13 protein-coding genes and 1 tRNA gene are annotated in these 14,158 nt (G+C 53.9%); 11 read left to right on the top strand and 3 right to left on the bottom strand.

Features of this window, described 5'->3' with window-relative positions:
• Positions 1 to 221: 221 nt before the first annotated feature.
• Positions 222 to 307, top strand: a tRNA-Leu gene (locus GOX61_RS16200).
• 8 nt (positions 308 to 315) lie between these two features.
• Here the strand turns inward: GOX61_RS16200 and GOX61_RS16195 are convergent.
• Together GOX61_RS16195 and GOX61_RS16190 are read right to left on the bottom strand one after the other, a co-directional pair.
• Positions 316 to 813, bottom strand: coding sequence for a hypothetical protein (locus GOX61_RS16195; RefSeq protein WP_170335371.1), 498 nt, complete (start codon positions 811 to 813; stop codon positions 316 to 318).
• Positions 806 to 1,573, bottom strand: a complete 768-nt coding sequence (locus tag GOX61_RS16190; RefSeq protein WP_170335369.1) for a helix-turn-helix transcriptional regulator — start codon at positions 1,571 to 1,573, stop codon at positions 806 to 808. The genes GOX61_RS16195 and GOX61_RS16190 overlap by 8 nt, the downstream gene beginning before the upstream one ends.
• A 613-nt stretch (positions 1,574 to 2,186) precedes the next feature.
• On the opposite strand from GOX61_RS16190, the gene GOX61_RS16185 reads away from it, so the two are divergent.
• The 6 genes from GOX61_RS16185 (at position 2,187) to GOX61_RS16160 (ending at position 11,058) form a co-directional block, all read left to right on the top strand.
• A complete protein-coding gene (locus GOX61_RS16185; RefSeq protein WP_170335367.1) occupies positions 2,187 to 4,544 on the top strand; it encodes a hypothetical protein in 2,358 nt (785 codons plus the stop codon).
• A gap of 130 nt (positions 4,545 to 4,674) precedes the next feature.
• Positions 4,675 to 6,627, top strand: coding sequence for a type I secretion protein (locus GOX61_RS16180; RefSeq protein WP_170335364.1), 1,953 nt, complete (start codon positions 4,675 to 4,677; stop codon positions 6,625 to 6,627).
• Positions 6,628 to 6,664: 37 nt separating this feature from the next.
• Positions 6,665 to 8,953: a type I secretion system permease/ATPase gene (locus GOX61_RS16175; protein ID WP_170335362.1), complete on the top strand. Its 2,289-nt coding sequence runs from the start codon at positions 6,665 to 6,667 to the stop codon at positions 8,951 to 8,953.
• Positions 8,954 to 8,966: 13 nt separating this feature from the next.
• The gene (locus GOX61_RS16170) at positions 8,967 to 10,307 is read left to right on the top strand and encodes an HlyD family type I secretion periplasmic adaptor subunit (protein ID WP_170335360.1); all 1,341 of its coding nucleotides are present in this window, start codon (positions 8,967 to 8,969) and stop codon (positions 10,305 to 10,307) included.
• An 81-nt stretch (positions 10,308 to 10,388) separates the two neighbouring features.
• Complete coding sequence (locus tag GOX61_RS16165) at positions 10,389 to 10,781, top strand: rhodanese-like domain-containing protein (protein WP_170335358.1); 393 nt, start codon at positions 10,389 to 10,391, stop codon at positions 10,779 to 10,781.
• A gap of 85 nt (positions 10,782 to 10,866) precedes the next feature.
• Positions 10,867 to 11,058 (top strand): hypothetical protein, encoded by a 192-nt coding sequence (locus tag GOX61_RS16160; RefSeq protein WP_170335637.1) that lies wholly within the window; start codon positions 10,867 to 10,869, stop codon positions 11,056 to 11,058.
• Here GOX61_RS16160 and GOX61_RS16155 read toward each other — a convergent pair whose 3' ends face one another.
• Positions 11,059 to 11,859: an alpha/beta fold hydrolase gene (locus GOX61_RS16155; RefSeq protein WP_254436896.1), complete on the bottom strand. Its 801-nt coding sequence runs from the start codon at positions 11,857 to 11,859 to the stop codon at positions 11,059 to 11,061.
• 47 nt (positions 11,860 to 11,906) lie between these two features.
• On the opposite strand from GOX61_RS16155, the gene GOX61_RS16150 reads away from it, so the two are divergent.
• From GOX61_RS16150 to GOX61_RS16135, 4 genes are all read left to right on the top strand, one after another.
• Positions 11,907 to 12,281 (top strand): hypothetical protein, encoded by a 375-nt coding sequence (locus GOX61_RS16150; RefSeq protein ID WP_155148194.1) that lies wholly within the window; start codon positions 11,907 to 11,909, stop codon positions 12,279 to 12,281.
• Positions 12,282 to 12,337: 56 nt separating this feature from the next.
• Positions 12,338 to 12,928, top strand: coding sequence for a TetR/AcrR family transcriptional regulator (locus tag GOX61_RS16145; RefSeq protein ID WP_170335356.1), 591 nt, complete (start codon positions 12,338 to 12,340; stop codon positions 12,926 to 12,928).
• A gap of 92 nt (positions 12,929 to 13,020) precedes the next feature.
• Positions 13,021 to 13,704 (top strand): PspA/IM30 family protein, encoded by a 684-nt coding sequence (locus GOX61_RS16140; RefSeq protein ID WP_170335633.1) that lies wholly within the window; start codon positions 13,021 to 13,023, stop codon positions 13,702 to 13,704.
• 38 nt (positions 13,705 to 13,742) lie between these two features.
• Positions 13,743 to 14,027 carry a hypothetical protein gene (locus GOX61_RS16135; protein ID WP_155148199.1) on the top strand — a complete coding sequence of 95 codons (285 nt, stop codon included), beginning with the start codon at positions 13,743 to 13,745 and terminating at the stop codon, positions 14,025 to 14,027.
• Positions 14,028 to 14,158 lie beyond the last annotated feature (131 nt).

Below are 14,158 nucleotides of genomic sequence, written 5' to 3'. Positions count from 1 at the left end.
TCAGTTGCAGTTCAGATGGCAGCACGCAAACAAAATCGCGCCAGAAAACTTGTTGAGACCCGGATCAGGCATGAATGTGTCGTGGCGCTGAACGGCGATACTAAAATAACTTTGTTTTCTTAGACAAAGTTAGACCGACAACGCCTTTTCAATCACTTTCGTTGGTAGTAAGCATTCCACAAATCACTGTCAGAATTGCCGTATCAGGCTTTTGGTGATGTGCGGGCGTGATGGAATGGTAGACATATCGGACTTAAAATCCGAAGGCCTTAGTGCCGTGTGGGTTCGAGTCCCACCGCCCGCACCAAGCTTGAGCTAAACCGGATAGCCAAGCTGAGAAATCAGTTTCCAGATATCTCGATTGGCCTTTGACAGCTGTGCAACCACGTCTTCGATTTCTTGCAGAGCGTTGTCATCCACGGTGTCTTCGCGCCCAAGCTTGATGTCGGTCTTACGGTCGGCGATGCGCATCAGAATTGTCTTTGGGTTCCCGCTTTCCTGATCGAACGAATATATGCAGTGGTTATACTTGTTTCGTATCCCCGAAAGCTTTGTCAGGCGTTGAGTGTGTTCCAGGATGGGGTCGCGAACCTCTTCGGGTCGTCCTTCCATTTTTGCCAGACGCTCGACCAAGTCTATACGCGCACGCGTAGTGTTCAGAGTCAGGAAAATGATCACCGCGACGTCTTTGTTGGTCCCGCTCAAGCCAGCGATCAGATGAATCAGCAGGCTTTCGGTATTGGTCCACATGTAGTTTAGCCGCCCGACGAGCAGGATCAGACGGTCAAATTTGGTTTCGAAGTCGTCAGTCACAAGATATCTGCTGCGCCTCTTCTGGCGCGACCTCAAAGTAGAAATGTGCAGCGGCCGTGCGATTGTTGACACCGATTTTCCCTGACACATTGTGCATATGGAGTTTTACGGTGTGCTCGGTAATTCCCAGCTTGGCGGCAATCGTCTTGTTGCTTTTCCCCTGAGACACCAGGCGCAGCACTTGTTTCTCTCGCCGAGTGAGCTTTGAATAAAGAGGGTTCTTTCTGCTTGATGGGGGCGCATCTGGTTGTTTCGGAGATGCTCGGCCACGGTTGCGCGACTCAGAGGGTGAGCGAAGAACGCAATCGGCCAGGAAACTTGGCAAATACAGTTCCTCATGCATCAGCAGACGCAATATCGCACGCCACACATCTGGAGCTACGTTCATCGGCAGGTATCCGATGTCGCCATATCGTCCACGATCCCAGTGTTCGAACAGAAAACGTGCCGAATCGTCTTTGCGATATGCAAAGGCAAGACACCCAGAAGGTACGGCTTGCTTATATTCGGATGGCCTGTTCAACAGGTCTTCGAGGTTCATCTGGTCAACGACCAGAACCTTTCCGGATTTTGAGGCAAAGCTGGCCGGTGCTTTCACCGCATCAAGGCTGTCGCTGCGATAGGCTACAACCCCGAATTCATTTTGAACGCTTCTTAGGGTTTGATTTGAATAGAATAATTCTTTCCCAATGAAGCTTATTGACAGATCATCAGCACTTTCAATTTCGCAAGGAATACTGTTTTGCATAGAAATGCTCATTTTCCTTTCCCCCACTAACAAACTGCACCATTTCTTGCGCCCAAAATTGGCGGCATTTTTTTGTGGTGCGAAACTATTACAGACTCAATAAAATTACCCGGAACCATACCCGAAAGTTCGAATTTCAGCAACAGATTGTTGCTAAAAGCGATCCAAAATTAGAACTTTTGTATAGGGCGAATTTCAGTTTCTTAGGTTTAACCCCCGGAAAAATCATATTTTCCCGCTGTAGTCATAATGAGACTTTATGCGAGTGACATTCTCCGAAGTTCGGCAGGTATTTTTCAATATAATGTAATAAAAACAATATAATAGAAGAAGTAGTACTTTCGGTTATCTATTCATCCCACAAATCTGCTGCAACCATGACAGGGCTTCAATTCGTGAAGTTTACTTGTACCTGACGTGTCTGCGGCCCGCATATTTCCGCGTGAATTTGAGTGGTCACGTAATCGGCTTAGCCGAGAAAGGGGGGTGACAACAAATCTAGCTGAAAGACAAGGCCGCAGACATGCGCAAGTTTTGCGGGTGGATGCCAAATTCTGTTTCAACCGTGCCAAATATCGCTTTGTAGATGAATGGCGGTCTGGCGCATCAAAAATGGATAATTGTTATGCGACGCAATGTTAATAATACAAATGTAACGACCGTTGACGAAATTAATGTCGAAAACCTTGACGCGGACGTTGATGCCGAATTTCAGGTTGACGAAGCTTCAATCGAGGCCAATCTGAACGCTCAGCAACAGGGTCAGACTGTAGAAAACACCAACGACAACCAGGATGAGCAAAATCAGGCTCAGGCTCAGGCGACCGAAGTCGCGAATGAGCAGGGTCAGGACCAAGGTCAGGATCAGGACCAGGGTCAGGCTCAGCAGCAGGGCCAGCAACAAGGCCAGCAGCAGTCGAACGTCAATGGTGGTGATGACAGCAACACTATCTCGAACAGCATCAACATCGATTTCGGTGAAGGTGAATGGATCCCGCGCGATGATGACCAGGTTGATCTGGACATTGGTGATTCAGCGTCAATTGGTGACGTGATTACCGCAGGTCGCGACCTGAGCTACGATCCAGGTGATGACATGAACCTGGATATCTCGTTGGATGGTGACGGAAACGATATGTCATCAGTCAACAATCAACTGGCAAATCTGAGTGACGATGACACTCTGGATTCACCGACCGTATCCAACAATGCCGATTTCAATCAGAACGGTAACGCCAATGGCGGCACCGCTCATGCGGAAGAGGGCATTGGCTCATCGGCAGATGGCGGTAACTCTGGCGCGGGTGGCACCAGCTACGGTGGTGCGGCCGCTTCTGAAACCAATGGTAGCAATGCGTTTGCCCTTGGTGGTCACACCGGTAACGCAGGTGCAGGCGCACAGGGTGGCAACGGTGCCAGCTCGGGTAATGCCAACAACACCAGCTTGGGTCTGGGGCTGTCCGGCGCAGAAGCCAGTGGCGATAGTACTGCAGGTAACGGCGGAAACGCCAACAGCACATCAAGTGCCAACAATACCGGCACCTCGAGCGCTAGCGGTCAGGGTACTGGCGGTAATGGCGGCAGTGCGGATTCGTTCGGTCTTGGTCTAGGACTGGGTCTGTCTGGTTCAAATGCCGAAGGTAATGCGAATGGCGGTGAAAACGCCTCGGGTTCGCTGGCAGCTGGCCTTGGTTTGGCTGGAAATGACACTGACGCAGCAGGCTCAAACGGAGGAAACTCTGGCTCGTCGAACTCTGGCTCAGCGACGAACAACAGCACGGGTACGAACGAAGCCAATGATGCGACGGCTGGCAGCAATGGTGCCTCAGGCGCAGCAGGAAGCTCGGCTGGTAGTGGCGCAAGTGGTTCCGGTGGATCCGGTTCCGGCGGTTCGGGCTCCGGTGGTTCGGGTTCTGGCGGCGGCGGTACTGGCGGTGGCGGCACCGGTGGTGATGGTTCCGGCGGATTCTCGGGTATGGTTGAAGCGGCAGTCGCCGCGTTGAACCAGGAAATCGCAGATAGCCTTGGCGCGAATGCGGGATCCTCTGATGCCACAACCGGTGGCGGCGGAACTTCTGGCAATAACCCAGGTACCGGCGGCTCAGGAACTGGTGGCACAGGTACTGGTGGTGCAGGAACTGGCGGTGCCGGAAGCGGTGGCGCGGGATCCGGCGGTCCAGGTACTGGCGGTAATTCAGCTGCGAACTCCGGTGCGCAGGGTGTTGGCGATCAATCGGCAAGTGGCCCGAATATCGGTCAGAACCCAGGTGCTATCAGTGGCGCGGCAAATAACCCGCAAACGGCTGATTCAGCTGGCGGTGCCGGTGGTTCGAACGCTGCAAACGGTGCGGCGAACGGGTCGGGTAGCGGCACGTCGACAGCCGAAGGCGCAGGTGGCGCAGGCGGTACGACAACGCCCACAGCAACTTCGACCGGTAGCGGTGGTGGTTCTGCGGATGCAGCCAATACTGCCGGTGCGGGTGGCGCAGCTGACGTGTTTGCTGAATCTGCAACCGATGGTTCTGCCGATAGTCTCGCCGAAGCGATCGCCGGATACGGTGGTGCTGCAAACAACGACAACGACGCCAACTCGACCGGTTCCGGTAGCGCGACTGGCGCGGCCAATACTGGTGCAGGTGGTGCCGGTGGCGCGGCAACGGCAACTGGCGGCACCAGCGGCTCGGCCATGGGAACAGCCACATCCGGCGATACCATGGGTGGCACGATCACCGGTGGCAGCGCAGCAGGTGCCTATTCGGGTGACGGCGGTGCTGGCGGCAACGGTGGTACATGGGGTTCCAACAACGGTGGCGACGGTATCGTGACCGGAGAATCCTACGCCTCGGCAGCTGCGGTAGTTGATACGTCAGCATTCAACCAGTCGATCGTCATGGGTGCCAACGTGCTTGGTAACTCGGTTGACACGACCATGGTTGGTGGCTCGATGACTTCGACTTACTCGAGCGACGACACCGAAGCATAATCAAATATCGGGGACCGTATTGCGGTTCCCGTTTCTGTTCTACGAAAACGCCGGGGCCGTTATGCGGCCTCGGCCCAACCAAGCCTAAACCGGAAATTTTCTGCCGGGCAGGGTGATAGGGATAATCGATATGGCACTCGACAGTGTTACAGAAACGATTGCACATTTTGTTGGAACTTTTGAGCTAACAATTGAACAAGCCCGCCTAAGGGATCAGTACGAAGAGTTCACCGCACTCAGGCGTAAGGCCGAAGTCGAAGAGCTGGAAGATCCGATTACTATACGGGTCAAGGCAGATTTGAAGCTTGATCCGGGCGAGTACGATCCTCTTCCCTACCGTTTCAAGACCCCACCTACAGAGCCGGTATTACCGCCCCCGGTCGATGGACCGGTCCAGGAGACAATTATAGTGCTAGGCGAGCCGACGGCGGAAGGGCAGTTGGTCCCTGACAATCAATTAGGCCAGTCCGGTAATCTGGATTTCGTGATTATTCAGCAGCAACCAGAAATCGGAACACACGGATCTGCTGTAACCTACACAATGCAGACGCTGACCCTGAGCGACAACGATACCGTGGGGCAGGGAGATTTCAGAGATACAGAGACAATGATTGCCGAAGCAGAGGAAGCTCTGGACATGGCTCTGTCTCTGCACGCCATGTCGGCACCTTCGCTGGCGATTTCCGACTACATGTCATCTGACTATGTCGAGGGATTGGCCGAGCAGATGCAGACACCGATGAATTCGGATGTTGAGGGTGTCACCATACATCAGTTCCATGGCGGTGACGCCATGGGCATCATCGTAAATGGAGAGCATGTCGAAGAGGCACCGGTCTGGTCGGAACTTCTGCCAGAGCATCATCAACCGGAAGAAGATGCAGAAGCGGAAGCAATCGCACATCTGCCTGATGAGTGGGATCAGTCCGAGGACCCGGAGTTTGACGATGGTCATACTGTGATTGTCGGAGGCAATCTGGCAATTAACGAGGTCGCGGCGAATGTTGCATGGGTCGATGCTCCGTTTATCGCGGTTGGCGGGCAGGCCATTAGTCTCACGATGGTCAGTCAAGTAGCCGTTGTTTCAGATATGGATCAGGGCAATGCGGGGAGTGGCTCGGGGACCAATGTGGTCCAGTCCGCTCAGATCGAAGTCGAAGCCAAGGCCGCGCCCTGGCTGGCCCAGAGTACTGACGACGCAGAGCAACCCTCATTCCTGTCAGTGGATTGGATACATGGCGATCTGGTCGTGGCCAATTTTGTCAAACAGATGATCGATGCCACGGATATTGATCATATTCAGACCGAAATCTCAGCGGCTTCAACGTTATATGCGATGGGTGACAACGAGATGGTCAACGTCTCGGACCTGATCCAACTGGGAAGTTTTTATGATCTGATCATGATCGGCGGCGACATGATCTCGGTCGATATGTTGTTCCAGACATTGGTCTTGATGGATGACGACGTCGTAACCGGCGGCATGGCAGCTGGAACTGGTGGCGGAGACGACAATCTGGTCATGAACCAGGCCTCTTTGACCACAATTGGTGAGGACAGCGAAGGAGAGCTGAACGATAATCTCACTGAGGCCATGGCCCTGAGTGACATGGATCTCGCCGCTCTTGAGGAAGCACTGCTGAACGATCCCATGTTTGCGGGAATGGAACAGATGCGCGTTCTCAAGATCGACGGCAATCTGCTGCAAGTTAATATCGTGGAACAGGTCACAATGCTTGCAGATCAGGATGATGTGCATCTGTCTGGTCCAAACGGCGCAGAAACCGAGGTTCTTTCCGGAAGCAACGCAATGCTGAATGCAGCGAATATCACCAAGATCGGCGTCGACTCGACTGTTATGGCGGCCGGAGGCACGTATTCGGATCTGTTGCTGCATCAGGCCAGTTTGATCGAAATGCCCGAAAATGAGGAAAGCGAGGAACTTGCAAACGAGGCAATCGCTCTCCTGATGGAGGAAAGCGCCGGTGTTGCTGGTCAGGCAGGAATGGGCACTCAGGGTCCGCAACTGACACCTTCAGAAATGCTAAGTCCCGATGATGGCCTGCAAAGCATGTTGGTCTGACTTCCCTGTTTGTTACGAGTGACCGGAAGGTTTATTTATGTCGATCGTTTTTTCGTCGCGCCGTACCCGATATGCCAGCCCGCTGGATCGGCACGGTGGGGGCGGACCATTAACTCTCAGAGCCTGCGATCTGGTTAATCAGACAGATCAATCGAAACTCAAGTTCAGAAAGTCCAGGCTGAGGCTGACGCGGGAGATGCGCTTGCCAGAAACGGAGCAGACCCTGTCAGCATCGACCTGCGATGAAAGGAAACCTGAGCCCGATAAGGTTCAGGAAACTATCGAGGCTCATGAGCCTGAGTCGCCGAATGCGGCTACTGAATTAGAAGAGAAAGTAATTGCGACGAACTCACGATCAAGCGCCGAACCTCCCCTTCGGCGCGGACCGTCGCAGCCCGCGCCCAATACTGAAATGGCGGGCGGCGACAATGGGGTGGCCGATGCCGACAGCCCCGATCCGAAGACCGTGGAACAACCGACTGCGCGTATGACCCCCTCGTCCCAGTCGGCTGGAACGGATCGCATAGGCACCACTATCGAGGCCAAAGCAAATCAGCCTTTGCCCCGCACCGAAACGGGCGGTGGTGATGGCAAAGGGCCACCCCAAACCTTTCACAAGCGCACTCCGCCCGAAGATTTTCAACGGACGCTGCGCACCTCAATGCGGGCAATCTGGCGGAATCTGGCGTTTGTTTTGGTTCTTACTTGCGCAACTAATGTCCTGATCCTTGCGATCCCGATTTACCTGTTCCAGATCAGTGACCGTGTCCTGACCAGCCGATCGCTGGATACGCTGATCATGCTGACCGCGATTGTGGCAGGGGCTGTGATATTCCAATCGGCTTTTGATGCCGTACGCCGCTTCATGCTGATGCGCACCGCTGTTGAGGTCGCGGCCCGACTTGGCGCTCCGATCCTGAGCGCAGCGGCCCACGCCTCTTTGCACGGAACGGGCCGTGAATATCAGACTCTGGGTGATTTGCAGCAGGTGCGCGGATTTCTTGTGTCGGGCACTCTGATTTCATTTCTGGATGTCCCCTTTGCGCCGCTGTTCATCCTGATGATCTTTCTCGTTCACCCTCAACTTGGAATGATCGTCATTTTTACAGCATTGCTGTTGATGATCATTGCGCTGATCAATCAGAAAATGACGGCTAAGCCCTTTGCCAAGGCCAACATGGCGCAATCGCTGGCGAACCAGCATCTGGATTCAATGTCACGCAACAGCCAGATCATCAACGCGCTAGCCATGATACCCGAAGCTGTTCGTATCTGGGGGCGGGACACGGCCCAGTCTCTGACGTGGCAGGTGAAAGCGCAGGATCGTAACGTTATCTTTGCGGCGATTTCGCGTGCAGTACGTCTGCTGACCCAGATCGGAATTCTGGGCTGGGGCGCATTCCTTGCGCTTCAGGGCGAGATAACGGGCGGTATGGTTATCGCTGCCTCAATCATCGCAGGACGAGCGTTTGCCCCGATCGAAGGATCGATTGAGGGATGGAACAATTTCCTGCTCACGCGGGGTGCTTTCGATCGGATCAATGCACTGCTAAAAAACTCGGCGCTGCAATTCGAAAAACTACGTCTGCCGCGCCCTGAAGGTCGGCTGGATGTCGAACGCCTGCTCTACGTGCCAGGTGGTACCAAGCGCGTCGTTTTGAATGGAATTTCGTTTTCACTGAATCCGGGTGAAACACTTGCGATTATTGGCAATTCCGGCGCAGGAAAGACGACATTGGGTAAAACTCTGGTTGGGTCGATCCTGCCCACGTCAGGCAGTGTCCGGTTGGATCTGATGGATATCCGCAACTGGGATCCGCGGCAGTTTGGCGAAAGCATCGGATATCTTCCGCAGGATGTGCAGCTGTTCCCGGGGACGATCAAGGATAACATCGGTCGAATGCGCAATGATGCGACGGATGAGCAGATCCACGACGCAGCTGTGCTTGCCGATGTTCACAACATGATCGCCACCTTGCCGCAGGGATATGAGACCGTTGTAGCTGCTGACGGGACGCCGCTGTCGGGTGGTCAAAAACAGCGCATCGCTCTGGCCCGAGCGTTTTTCGGGAACCCGCGTATGGTCGTGCTGGACGAGCCGAACTCGAACTTGGATGTCGCCGGTGACAAGGCGCTGGCCAAGGCTATCGAACAGGCCAAAGAAAGCCAGATCACCGTCGTGGTAATTACACAAAAACCGACGCTGCTAAATGTGGTGGACAAGATCATGCTGCTGACAGACGGGCGAGTAGCCTTGTTTGGCCATCGTGAACAGGTTCTGCAGCAATTGAACGGTCCGCGTAAGCAGCCAGAAATTCAAGGATAGACAGGGGGAGAAGATGAACGAACTGGTTCGAGTTGAAGATTCCGCTGTCTGGTATTCTGAGGTGCCGCGTTCAATCAACAGATTGGTCTTCATCGGGATCATAATGTTGATCGTTTGTTTTGGTGGCTTTGGTGTCTGGTCATTTCGTGCACCGCTTGCGGCGGCCGTAATTGCCCAGGGAAGCTTTGTCGCCACGGGTCGCAACAAGATCGTTCAGCATCTGGAAGGTGGGATTATCGAGGATATCCTTGTTACCGAAGGAGAGGCCGTACAAGCTGGTCAGGTATTGATGACGCTTGATCAAACTTCGGCTGAGGCCAACGAACGTGAACTGTTCATTCGTAAAATTCGCCTGCAAGCGATGGTGGAACGCCTGTTGGCTGAGTATGGCGAGCAAGAGAAATTGACCTTCTCAAATGATCTTGTTGAAGCCTCTGATGATGTGGAGGTCATGACCATTCTGGACAGCCAGCGCCTGAGCTTTGAAGTCTCACGCAAGACACTTTTGAACGACATCGCTTTACTAGAGCGAAACATGGAAGCCCTTAAAATTCGCGCAAGCGGGTTTGAGGCACAGCTTAGCAGTATGCAGCGGCGCCAGGATATCCTTCAGGAGGAATACGACACAAAGAACTCGCTGTTCGAAAAGGGTTTGGTCCGCAAAGGTGATCTGAACACGATCCGTCGCGTTCAGGCCGAGGCCGATGGACAACTCGCGCGGCTAAAGGCCGAAACAGCCGAGGTGAATCAGATGCTGCTGAAGTACGAAGAACAGATCTCGCGTACCCGATCAGCTTACAGAGAGGCGGCACTGGATGAGCTGGGCGTGATCGAAGCCGATCTTGAGAGTGTGCGAGAAAAGGCACGACAGGCGCGTAGTGTTCTGGATCGTGCGGTGGTTCGGGCACCGGTTACCGGAACTGTTGTGCGGCTTCATTACCACACGCCCGGCGGTGTCATCGAAACGGGTGAGCAGATTGCAGAGATTCTGCCAGCCGATGCGCCACTGATCATCGAAGCACAAATTCCGCGTACAGAAATCGACAGTGTTGTCACAGGGCAAAATGCCACCGTCCGTCTTGTTGCGTTGAACCAGCGCACAACCCCTGTGCTGAGTGGCGAGGTCTTCTATGTTTCAGCAGACGCATTGCTGGAAGAGGCTGCAGGGGTTCCGCAGGAAGTTTATCTGGCACGCATTTCGCTAACTCCGGATGAGATGGAGCGGGTTCGTGGCTTTGTCCCAACGCCAGGGATGCCGGCCGAGATCATGATTCAGACCGAAGAACGGACCTTTGCCGCCTATATCGCCAAACCAGTGGTCGACAGTATGTCACGTGCATTCCGTGAGCATTAGTACGACCTGTAGGCTTACAACAGCTACACCTTCAAAAAACGGCATGTTAGCATCTCGCGAATCCAATTGGGAGAGCAGGACATGCCACTGACAGTCAAAGACATGATGGAAGCCGCCAATGCGGTCGTCGAACGTATCGATGTTTCCAAGGCACGGGATTTGTTGGCGCAAGGTGGGCTGTTGCTGGATATTCGCGATGCGCCCGAACTCGAACGGACGGGTAGGGCGGTAGGATCTCATCATATTCCACGTGGGATGTTGGAGTTTCGGGCCGATCCAAATGTGCAGTCCCATGATCCGGAATTGCGTAAAGATCGTCCGATCATTCTGCATTGTGCTTCGGGTGGACGGGCTGCGCTGGCCGGCAAGCTATTGAAAGACATGGGGTATGAAAAGGTCTACAACCTTGGTGGCTTCTCGGACTGGGCCAATGCTGGCGGCGAGATCATCGGACCTGTCGATGCAGGGATGTAGCGTTTCGATCTGACACAAATCAAAGCCAGATGTATTCGCGGGTTCTAATGTGATGGTCAGAAGTCAAGCAATGGGACAACTGACCATGATACGCCTCGCAGCCATACTATACTCACTGATTTCAACCGCACTTGCCGGGTCTGCCGTTATCGCAGTTCTGTCAGCCGGATTGGTTTCGACCATGGCTATTGTTTCAGCCGCGGCCGCCGGCTTTGTGGTGGCTGCACCGGTCTCATGGCTTGTTGCGCGACGCCTGTATCAGGGCAATGCATCCTGATCAGGCGTTCAGGAATGTCCTGACAGCTGCTTCGAATTCTCTTGGTTTCTCGGCGTGAAGCCAATGGCCTGCGCCGGGAATTTTGGCAAACCGCGCATTTGGGAACAGTGCCCGGATAATTTCGCGATGTTCGGGCATCACATAGTCTGAGTCGGCACCTGACAGAAACAGCACAGGTCCGCTCCATGAGGTGTCGATTTCCGGGAATCCCATGATGTTCGGCATCTGGTCCGCCAGGACATCCAGATTCAATCTCCATCGCTTACCAGAGACATCCAGAGATTGCGTGAAGAAACTCTGCAGTGCCTTTTCAACACCAAGCTCTGCCAATTGCGCTTCGACGTCTGATCGACGCTCTACGCGAGACATGTCCACGGCGCGCATCGCTTCGATATATTGTATTTGGCTATGACCGTAGCTGACCGGGGCAATGTCGGCGACCACCAGTTTATTCACTAATGCCCCATGCTGCAGAGCCAGCGTCATTGCCGCTTTTCCGCCCATCGAATGGCCGATTACGTCCGCTTTGCCGCCAATGCTCTCAATCACTTCGGCCAAATCCTGTGCCAGATGAGGATAGTCATGGTGGCTGTTCCACATGCTGTAGGCATGGTTGCGCATATCAACCGCTACGACCTGACGTTCATCAGAAAGACGGCGGGCAATGACGCCCCAGTTGCGGGCTGATCCATAAAGACCATGAGCGATAATCAGGGGCGGGCGATCTGTTGGTTCGCCATGAATGATCGTGTTCAGCATGGTTTCGTGATACCTGCCGCCGAGCGGAACAACCAGCCCCATTGTCGGCACTTGTGGGCGAGGTTAAAAGACCTGACAGGAGGCACCTCATGTCACAGGAAACCGATATTCAGACCCAGATCGCTGAGACGATCGTTTTGCTGCGCAAAAAGCTTGGGGTGCGTGACAAGACATTGGCGGCTTCGGTGAGGCGTGCCAAACGGCGTCTTCCGCGCAAAATCTACAAGCAGGCCATGCTACTGGCCGGGGCCGAACAGATGTCGGAACACCCCAAACTGCGCCTGACACTGGATACCCCAAGGTTGGAACAAGCTTCTCATGACGTTCAGACGCATTTGCGAGCCATCAATCTGGCTGATCGCAGATGGGGTTGGTTCCTTGGATTGCTCGGTAGTCTGGCTTTCAACATGCTGGCGCTGACGACACTGCTGCTTGTTTTTCTGTGGTGGCGCGGGTTGATCTGACCATATCTTTCGGCCTATCCGCATCCTTGTGAACAAAGTTCAAGGTTGAGGGCGGCATGTCATCCAAATCCCAGATCAGACGCGAGCAGTTGCGCGAAAAGCTGACCGAAGCGGCTGAGATTCGTATCGCACGTGATGGAATCTCGGATCTGAGGGCACGGGATCTCGCCAAAGATGCCGGGTGTGCCTTGGGTGCGATCTATAACGTCTTCGATGATCTGAATGCCATCGTGATGGCCGTGAACGGCCGTACGTTCAAACGCCTGGGTGAGGCTGTACGCGGTTCCTTTGATGGCAGTGAAGAACCCGTTCAGCGGCTGATTGTCATGAGTACGGCCTATCTTCATTTTGCGGATCAAAACACATTGCTCTGGCGCGCGCTTTTTGACCTGCAGATGTCAGAGGATGGTCCAGTACCTGATTGGTATCGCAACGCGCTCAAAGGCCTGTTTGCGTTTATTGCAGAACCGGTGGGGCAGTTGTTTCCCGAATATGACAATGTTGAGCGTGAGATGATGACACGCGCGCTGTTTTCATCGGTGCATGGGATCGTGACCCTTGGTTTGGAAAACCGGATATCCGGAGTACCTCCGGAACAGATCGAACGGATGATCACGCAAGTTCTTTCACGAATTGGAAACAAATAGTTTCCTGAACATTGTTCAAGAAAATGCTTGAACAGTGTTCATGCGTTTGCTACATCCAATTTGTGAACGATGTTCATGAATTGGAGGAACGCATGTTCGGTACATTGAAGACCTTGATAAACGGTGCAAATGCCCGGGCCGAAGACCGCCTGCGCGACACTTACTCGATTGAATTGATCGACCAGAAGATCCGCGAAGCGGACCAAAATCTGAAGGCGGCGAAACTGACGCTCGCCAGTCTGATCCAAAGAAAGCGTAACGAAGCGCGGCAAGTGGATGTGCTGCAAAGCCGCATCGACGATTTGATGGCACGGGCTGAGCAGGCTTTGGCCGATGGTCGTCAGGACATGGTGCAAAGTGCAGCTCAGGCTGTGGCGGATCTGGAAAACGAAAAAACCATCCGCACACAAACCGTCGATCGGCTGGAAACCAGGGTTCTGCAATTGCGCCAGACAGTTGAGGCTGCGAACCGCCGCATTCTGGATCTCAAGCAAGGGGCAATCTCGGCGCGTGCGGTCAAGCGAGAGCAGGGTTTGCAGAAGCGATTGAACCGTCATCTGGGTGGTGAAAGCCCAATCGATGAAGCGGAAGGCCTGATCAATCGCGTAATGCAACAGGACGATCCGTTCGAACAGTCGGAAATCCTGCGGGAAATCGACACCGGGCTGGATCACACCAACGTTGCCGAGCGCATGGAAGAGGCTGGGTACGGGCCAAAGACCCGGTCCACCGCCGCCGATGTTCTGGCCCGCCTCAAATCAAAATCGAACGACTAAGTCTTTCAACCAACTCATACTGAAAACGGAGAATTCAAATGACTCATCAAAATGAAAACGGCCTGATCCTGATGCTGAACGGTGCTGGCGTTGTTGTCGCCTACGCGTTGCTGGGAATTTCGCTGTACCTGTCCACGGAAGTTCCTTTGGCAACCAAAGGCTATTGGGGCATGGGCATCGTTCTGCTGACGCTGAGCCTGATCAACGTGGTTAAGTATCGCTTTGACGCGCGTTCGGCGGAGGACCGCATCAATCGGATTGAAGAAGCGCGCAACGAGAAGCTGCTGGAAGACGTTCTGAAGGACCCGACCTCCGACGTTTGACCCGAAGCTCTGATCAATACCCCGAGAACAAAAAACGGCGCCGGAGTGGCGCCGTTTTCTTTGATTGATCGTAACCCTTACAGGTTTGGATATATTGGGAAACGTTTGCAGAGTTCTGCGACCTCGGCCTT

Origin of the sequence: Ruegeria arenilitoris (genome assembly GCF_013030265.1) — a bacterium.
GTDB lineage: Bacteria > Pseudomonadota > Alphaproteobacteria > Rhodobacterales > Rhodobacteraceae > Ruegeria > Ruegeria arenilitoris_E.
This window is presented reverse-complemented; position numbering and strand designations above follow the sequence as displayed.

Excerpts from the sequence above, each read along its gene's own strand:
- GOX61_RS16190 (WP_170335369.1), bottom strand. The coding sequence starts at position 1,573 with ATGAGCATTTCTATGCAAAACAGTATTCCTTGCGAAATTGAAAGTGCT.
- GOX61_RS16185 (WP_170335367.1), top strand. The coding sequence starts at position 2,187 with ATGCGACGCAATGTTAATAATACAAATGTAACGACCGTTGACGAAATT.
- GOX61_RS16180 (WP_170335364.1), top strand. The coding sequence starts at position 4,675 with ATGGCACTCGACAGTGTTACAGAAACGATTGCACATTTTGTTGGAACT.
- GOX61_RS16175 (WP_170335362.1), top strand. The coding sequence starts at position 6,665 with ATGTCGATCGTTTTTTCGTCGCGCCGTACCCGATATGCCAGCCCGCTG.
- GOX61_RS16170 (WP_170335360.1), top strand. The coding sequence starts at position 8,967 with ATGAACGAACTGGTTCGAGTTGAAGATTCCGCTGTCTGGTATTCTGAG.
- GOX61_RS16165 (WP_170335358.1), top strand. The coding sequence starts at position 10,389 with ATGCCACTGACAGTCAAAGACATGATGGAAGCCGCCAATGCGGTCGTC.
- GOX61_RS16160 (WP_170335637.1), top strand. The coding sequence starts at position 10,867 with ATGATACGCCTCGCAGCCATACTATACTCACTGATTTCAACCGCACTT.
- GOX61_RS16155 (WP_254436896.1), bottom strand. The coding sequence starts at position 11,859 with ATGGGGCTGGTTGTTCCGCTCGGCGGCAGGTATCACGAAACCATGCTG.
- GOX61_RS16150 (WP_155148194.1), top strand. The coding sequence starts at position 11,907 with ATGTCACAGGAAACCGATATTCAGACCCAGATCGCTGAGACGATCGTT.
- GOX61_RS16145 (WP_170335356.1), top strand. The coding sequence starts at position 12,338 with ATGTCATCCAAATCCCAGATCAGACGCGAGCAGTTGCGCGAAAAGCTG.
- GOX61_RS16140 (WP_170335633.1), top strand. The coding sequence starts at position 13,021 with ATGTTCGGTACATTGAAGACCTTGATAAACGGTGCAAATGCCCGGGCC.
- GOX61_RS16135 (WP_155148199.1), top strand. The coding sequence starts at position 13,743 with ATGACTCATCAAAATGAAAACGGCCTGATCCTGATGCTGAACGGTGCT.